Raw genomic sequence first — 5,461 nt, forward strand, 5'->3', positions numbered from 1 at the left:
CATGGCCGCCATCCAAAACAGGCTGGTCGCGGTTCTCGAAGGCACCGTGCCGGAGCGCGGCGGCAAGGCCAAGGCCGCGGCCGAGTGACAACCACCATTTATTTGTCCCAATCCTGCAGGCAGTCTCCAGACGCATGAGCCTTGTCAAAAAGTTCGCGACGGTCGCTTCCGGCACGCTGATGAGCCGTGCCCTCGGCTTCGGCCGCGAGATGCTGATGGCGGCCGCACTCGGCACCGGGCCGATTGCCGACGCCTTCAACGCGGCGTTCCAGTTTCCCAATACCTTTCGCCGGCTGTTTGCCGAAGGCGCCTTCAATGCCGCCTTCGTGCCGCTGTTCGCCAAGGAAATCGAGACCCACGGCACCGATGGCGCCAAGCGCTTTTCGGAAGAGGTGTTCGGCGTGCTGTTCACGGCGCTGCTGGCGCTGACCATCGCCATGGAACTGGCGATGCCGCTGATCGTGCGCTACCTGGTGGCGCCGGGCTTTGCCGACACGCCGGGAAAGTTCGAGATGACGGTCCGGCTTGCGACCATCATGTTTCCCTACCTGATCTGCATGTCGCTCGGCGCCATGATGGCCGGCATGCTGAATTCGCTGCGCCGCTATTTCGCCGCGGCGGTGGCGCCAGTGTTCCTCAACATCATCCTGATCGGCGTGCTCGCCTATTCCTGGCACAAGGGATCGGACGCGCGCACCGTCGGCTTCGCGTTGGCGTGGGGCGTGCTGGCCGCGGGGCTGGTGCAACTGGCGATCGTCTGGGTGGCGGTGCGCCATGCCGGCATCTCGATCGGTTTCCGCAGGCCAAAGATGACGCCCAATGTCAAGCGGCTGCTGATCTTGGCGCTGCCGGCGGCAATCACCGGCGGCATCACTCAGATCAACCAGCTGATCGGCACCGCGATCGCCTCGGCGCAGGACAGTGCGGTGTCGTCGCTCGCCTATGCCGACCGTATCTACCAGCTACCGCTCGGCGTCGTCGGCGTCGCCATCGCCATCGTGCTTCTCCCCGAACTGTCGCGGGCGCTGAAGTCAGGCAATCTGATCGAAGCGGCCAATCTGCAGAACCGGTCGGTGGAGTTCACCTTGTTCCTGACCTTGCCGGCGGCGGCGGCACTGCTGGTCATGTCGGAGCCGATCGTGGGGCTGGTCTATGAACGCGGGGCATTTGCCGCCAACAACTCGACGCCAATCGTGGCGGCAATCCTGGCGATCTTCGGCTTGGGTTTGCCAGCCTTTGTGCTGATCAAGGCGTTCACGCCCGGCTATTTCGCCCGCGAAGACACGCGCACGCCGATGATCTTCGCCGCCATCTCGGTGGCGGTGAACATCACCACCGCGCTGACGCTGTTTCCGCAGATGGGCGCGCCGGGCATCGCCGTCGCCTCGGCCGTCGCCGGCTGGGTCAATGCGCTGATGCTGCTCGGCGTGCTGATCCGGCGCGGTCACTGGGGCCGCGACGTACCACTCATGAGACGCATCCCACGGCTGGTGCTGTCGGCGGCGGTGATGGGGGCGGCGCTCTATTTTGCCGAGCACTGGTTTGCCGCCCAACTGGCCTCAGGCTCACCGCTGGTCGTCAAGGCTACGACGCTTCTCGCGCTGGTTGCCGGCGGAGCGTTGCTTTATTTCGTCACCGCCTTCGCCACCGGCGGCGCCGATTTCGGCATGATCCGGCGCAATGTCAGGCGGAAGGGATCGCCGCCTGTCAGTGAGCCGAACGATAGCGGCTCTGTCGACAAGCATTAGTCTTCACGGACAGTTGGTCATAGACCGAGCGCGGCAGCGGGTTGCGCGCTTGCTTGCTAAGCTCAATCCCGAACTCGGCCCGAAGCCGTGCCGCCGTTTCCAGCGGCGCCTCACGATTGCGCCAGCGCTCAAGAGCTTCACGCATGGCAATCACAATCGCCTCGGTGATTCCGACGCCTTCGACCTTGGCGAAGGCTCGCGTCAACCTGTCCGTCGGCCTGTCAAGCCGAGCGACAAGCGCAACAAGCGCGATGCCTCAAACAGTATGGAACAAGCAATCTGGCCCGAAGCGATTTGCCCCGCCGTGCTAGCCGACAACCTCTTGATCCGCTCCCCGCTCTCGTCCATAAGCGCGCCGTCGAAAGACTTTCGCCGCGTGCGAAACGGCCCTCCACAAGCCAGGGAAACACCATGACTGACTCCAATCAGCCCGCCTTCAATCAGCCTGCCTTCAATCAGCCTGCCTTCAAGCCACTTGTCTTTTCCGGCGTCCAGCCGACCGGCAACCTGCATCTCGGCAACTATCTCGGCGCCATCAAGAAATTCGTCGCCCTGCAGGACACCTCCGATTGCATCTATTGCGTCGTCGACCTGCATTCGCTGACCGCGCAGCTTGTCCATGACGATCTCAAGGACCAGACACGCTCGATCACCGCGGCGTTTCTCGCCTCCGGCATCGACCCGAAGAAGCACATCGTCTTCAACCAGTCGCGGGTCATGCAACACGCCGAGCTTGCCTGGATCTTCAACTGCGTGGCCCGCATCGGCTGGATGAACCGGATGACGCAGTTCAAGGACAAGGCCGGCAAGGACCGCGAGAATGCATCGCTCGGGCTGCTTGCCTATCCGAGCCTGATGGCGGCCGACATCCTCGTCTACCGCGCCACCCACGTGCCGGTCGGCGATGACCAGAAGCAGCATCTGGAGCTGACACGCGACATCGCGCAAAAATTCAACAACGACTTTTCGGACCGCATCGCCGGCCTTGGCGTCGGCGTCGAGATGAAGGTCGGCGAGGAGACGGTGAACGGTTATTTCCCGTTGACCGAGCCGATCATCGGCGGACCGGCGGCGCGCATCATGTCGCTGCGCGACGGCTCCAAGAAGATGTCGAAGTCGGACCCGTCGGACCTGTCGCGCATCAATTTGACTGATGATGCCGACAGCATCTCGAAGAAGATCCGCAAGGCCAAGACAGACCCCGAGGCATTGCCAAGTGAATTGGACGGCCTTGCCGGCCGGCCAGAAGCCGAAAACCTGGTCGGCATCTATGCGGGTCTGGCCGAGATATCGAAGGAGGCGGTGCTGAAAGAGTTCGGCGGCCAGCAGTTTTCGGTGTTCAAGCCGGCGCTGGCCGACCTTGCCGTGGAAAAGCTGGCGCCGGTCGCCGGCGAGATGCGCCGCATTTCCGACGACCGCGCATATGTCGACGCAGTGCTGAGGGAAGGCGGCGAACGCGCCGGCACACTGGCCGAAGCGACGATGAAGACCGTGCGCGACATCATCGGCTTGCTGCAAGGCTGATCTGCACCCAACATCGCTGCACCCGCGGGTCGCTTGCGGCCGGGCTGTGGCGGTGGCAGATTGCGACCGAAACCATCGAACAGGGTGAACATGGTCTCCAAACGCCTCAGCCGCGAAGCCGGCCATCGCCGCAAATTCCTGGCGATCATCGACGACACGCCTGAATGCGAGCGGGCCGTCGCCTACGCCTCGAAGCGCGCGCAGAGCACCAGCGGCGTGCTGGTGCTGCTCTATGTGATCGAACCGGACGATTTCCAGCATTGGCTGGGTGTCGAGAAGATCATGCGCGAGGAGGCCACCGCCACTGCGCGGGCGGCGCTTGATGCGTACGCCAACAAGGTGCGCCAAAAGCTCGGCATCGAGCCGGAACTGGTGGTGCGCGAAGGCAAGCCGACGGAAGAGATCCACAAATTGATCGAGGAAGACCAGGATATCGCCATCCTCGTGCTGGCGGCCGGCGCCGGTAAAGAGGGCCCGGGGCCATTGGTCGGCGCGGTCGCCGGCAAGGGCGCCGCCTTTCCCATCCCGGTGACGGTGGTGCCGCAGAACCTGTCGGACGAAGAGATCGACAGTCTGGCCTAAGGTATGTTGATATTCAGGTGATGCCGGAGTGCGAATGGCGGTTTCCTGCGCTTCCGGTGCTCACGTACCCAAAAGTACGCTCCGCTCCGGTTCTCGGAAGCCACCCAGTCTGGTCGCTTCGCGCGCCGTCTTCGACTGCGACGCGGCCTGACCTGAAGCTCAACACACCTTGGGGAAAAATCCCTAACCTAACGCAAAATCAAAGTGCTGAGCGTCCTTTGCGCGTCCAATTGAACGCGCGGCGCGGCAGAAGAAAATTCATTCTCTCGGGCGGCCGTTCCGGCGATGCCTTTCGCTTGAATGTCCCGCCGATAAGGCCTATTTAGAATTATTCCAAACTATCAGCCCGAATTGGCACGGAGACATCCATGTTTATCCAGACCGAATCGACGCCAAATCCGGCGACATTGAAGTTCCTGCCCGGCAAGGAAGTGCTTGTCGAAGGCACCGCCGATTTCCGCGATGCCGACAGCGCCGCTAAGGCCTCGCCGCTGGCCGGCCGGCTGTTCGAGATCCCCGGCGTCACCGGCGTCTTCTTCGGCTACGATTTCATCACCGTGACCAAGGACGGGCCTGACTGGCAGCATCTGAAGCCGGCGATCCTCGGCGCCATCATGGAGCACTTCATGTCCGGCGCGCCGGTGATGGCCAAGGCCGGCCCCGCTGCCGAGACCAGCCAGACCGGCGAATTCTACGACAAGGCCGACGAGGAACTGGTCATCACCATCAAGGAACTGCTCGACACGCGGGTGCGCCCGGCCGTCGCCCAGGACGGTGGCGACATCACCTTCCGCGGCTTCGAGAACGGCACCGTGTTCCTGCACATGAAGGGCGCCTGCGCCGGCTGCCCGTCTTCGACGGCGACGCTGAAGCACGGCATCCAGAACCTGCTCCGGCATTTTGTTCCCGAGGTGCAGCAGGTCGAACAGGTCTCTTAGAGACCCGGCTCAAAGAACGCCAATCCGCCTTCGCGCGATGGCCAGGGCAATCGCTTCGGGTTTGCGCTGCCCCTCATCGCCCTGCCGGGCACTTCTCCCCGTCACTATAGTGGGAGAAGGTGCCGGCAGGCAGGTGAGGGGCGGCGCCGGGATCGACAACTGGTCTTTTGTCTGAAGCGATTGTTCTGGCGCGATAACAAAAAACCGGGCCAAAGTGCCCGGTTTTCTGTTCTGCGACGTCCATTTGTTGCCTAGACGGTCCGCGTATGAAAGTTTTTACAAGACTATCACTTTAGCGCCGACCGAGGTGCGGTCGTAAAGGTCGATAATGTCTTGATTCATCAGCCGGATGCAGCCCGACGACATCGCCTTGCCGATCGAGTTCCACTCCGGGCTGCCATGCAGGCGGTAGCCCGAATCGCCGCCCTTGTTGAACAGATACAGGGCGCGCGCACCGAGTGGGTTGGTCAACCCCGGCTCCATGCCGCCGGCAAACTTGGCGAGCTCCGGCTGGCGCTTGATCATCGCCGAAGGCGGCGTCCAGGTCGGCCATTCGCGCTTCACCGCGATACGGGCGGTGCCGCGCCATTCAAAACCCTCGCGGCCGACGCCAATCCCGTAACGCATCGCCTCGCCGCCGCCCATGACATAATAGAGAAACTTGTTCTG

The 5,461-nt window shown here is 62.9% G+C and carries 6 protein-coding genes; 4 read left to right on the top strand and 2 right to left on the bottom strand.

Features of this window, described 5'->3' with window-relative positions; translation table 11 throughout:
* Positions 1–134 precede the first annotated feature (134 nt).
* Entirely contained in the window at positions 135–1,748 is a 1,614-nt protein-coding gene (gene murJ, locus EOA85_RS26140) for a murein biosynthesis integral membrane protein MurJ (protein ID WP_127211696.1), read from the top strand.
* On the opposite strand, the gene EOA85_RS26145 is transcribed toward murJ, so the two are convergent.
* Positions 1,708–2,001 carry a type II toxin-antitoxin system VapB family antitoxin gene (locus tag EOA85_RS26145; protein WP_206523371.1) on the bottom strand — a complete coding sequence of 98 codons (294 nt, stop codon included), beginning with the start codon at positions 1,999–2,001 and terminating at the stop codon, positions 1,708–1,710. The two genes, murJ and EOA85_RS26145, sit on opposite strands and share 41 nt — an antisense overlap.
* A 158-nt stretch (positions 2,002–2,159) precedes the next feature.
* Here EOA85_RS26145 and trpS point away from each other — a divergent pair, with 158 nt between their 5' ends.
* The 3 genes from trpS (at position 2,160) to EOA85_RS26165 (ending at position 4,792) form a co-directional block, all read left to right on the top strand.
* On the top strand, positions 2,160–3,272 hold the full coding sequence (gene trpS, locus EOA85_RS26150; RefSeq protein ID WP_127211698.1) for a tryptophan--tRNA ligase: 1,113 nt from the start codon (positions 2,160–2,162) through the stop codon (positions 3,270–3,272).
* A gap of 90 nt (positions 3,273–3,362) precedes the next feature.
* The gene (locus EOA85_RS26155; RefSeq protein WP_029347740.1) at positions 3,363–3,854 is read left to right on the top strand and encodes a universal stress protein; all 492 of its coding nucleotides are present in this window, start codon (positions 3,363–3,365) and stop codon (positions 3,852–3,854) included.
* 368 nt (positions 3,855–4,222) lie between these two features.
* Positions 4,223–4,792, top strand: a complete 570-nt coding sequence (locus EOA85_RS26165) for a NifU family protein (RefSeq protein WP_127211700.1) — start codon at positions 4,223–4,225, stop codon at positions 4,790–4,792.
* A gap of 276 nt (positions 4,793–5,068) precedes the next feature.
* Here EOA85_RS26165 and EOA85_RS26170 read toward each other — a convergent pair.
* Positions 5,069–5,461 (bottom strand): L,D-transpeptidase (locus EOA85_RS26170; RefSeq protein WP_164759880.1); only part of this gene is annotated, 393 nt, incomplete at its 5' end.

The sequence above is a fragment of the Mesorhizobium sp. M5C.F.Ca.IN.020.29.1.1 genome (genome assembly GCF_003997375.1).
GTDB classification, from domain to species: Bacteria; Pseudomonadota; Alphaproteobacteria; order Rhizobiales; family Rhizobiaceae; genus Mesorhizobium; species Mesorhizobium wenxiniae.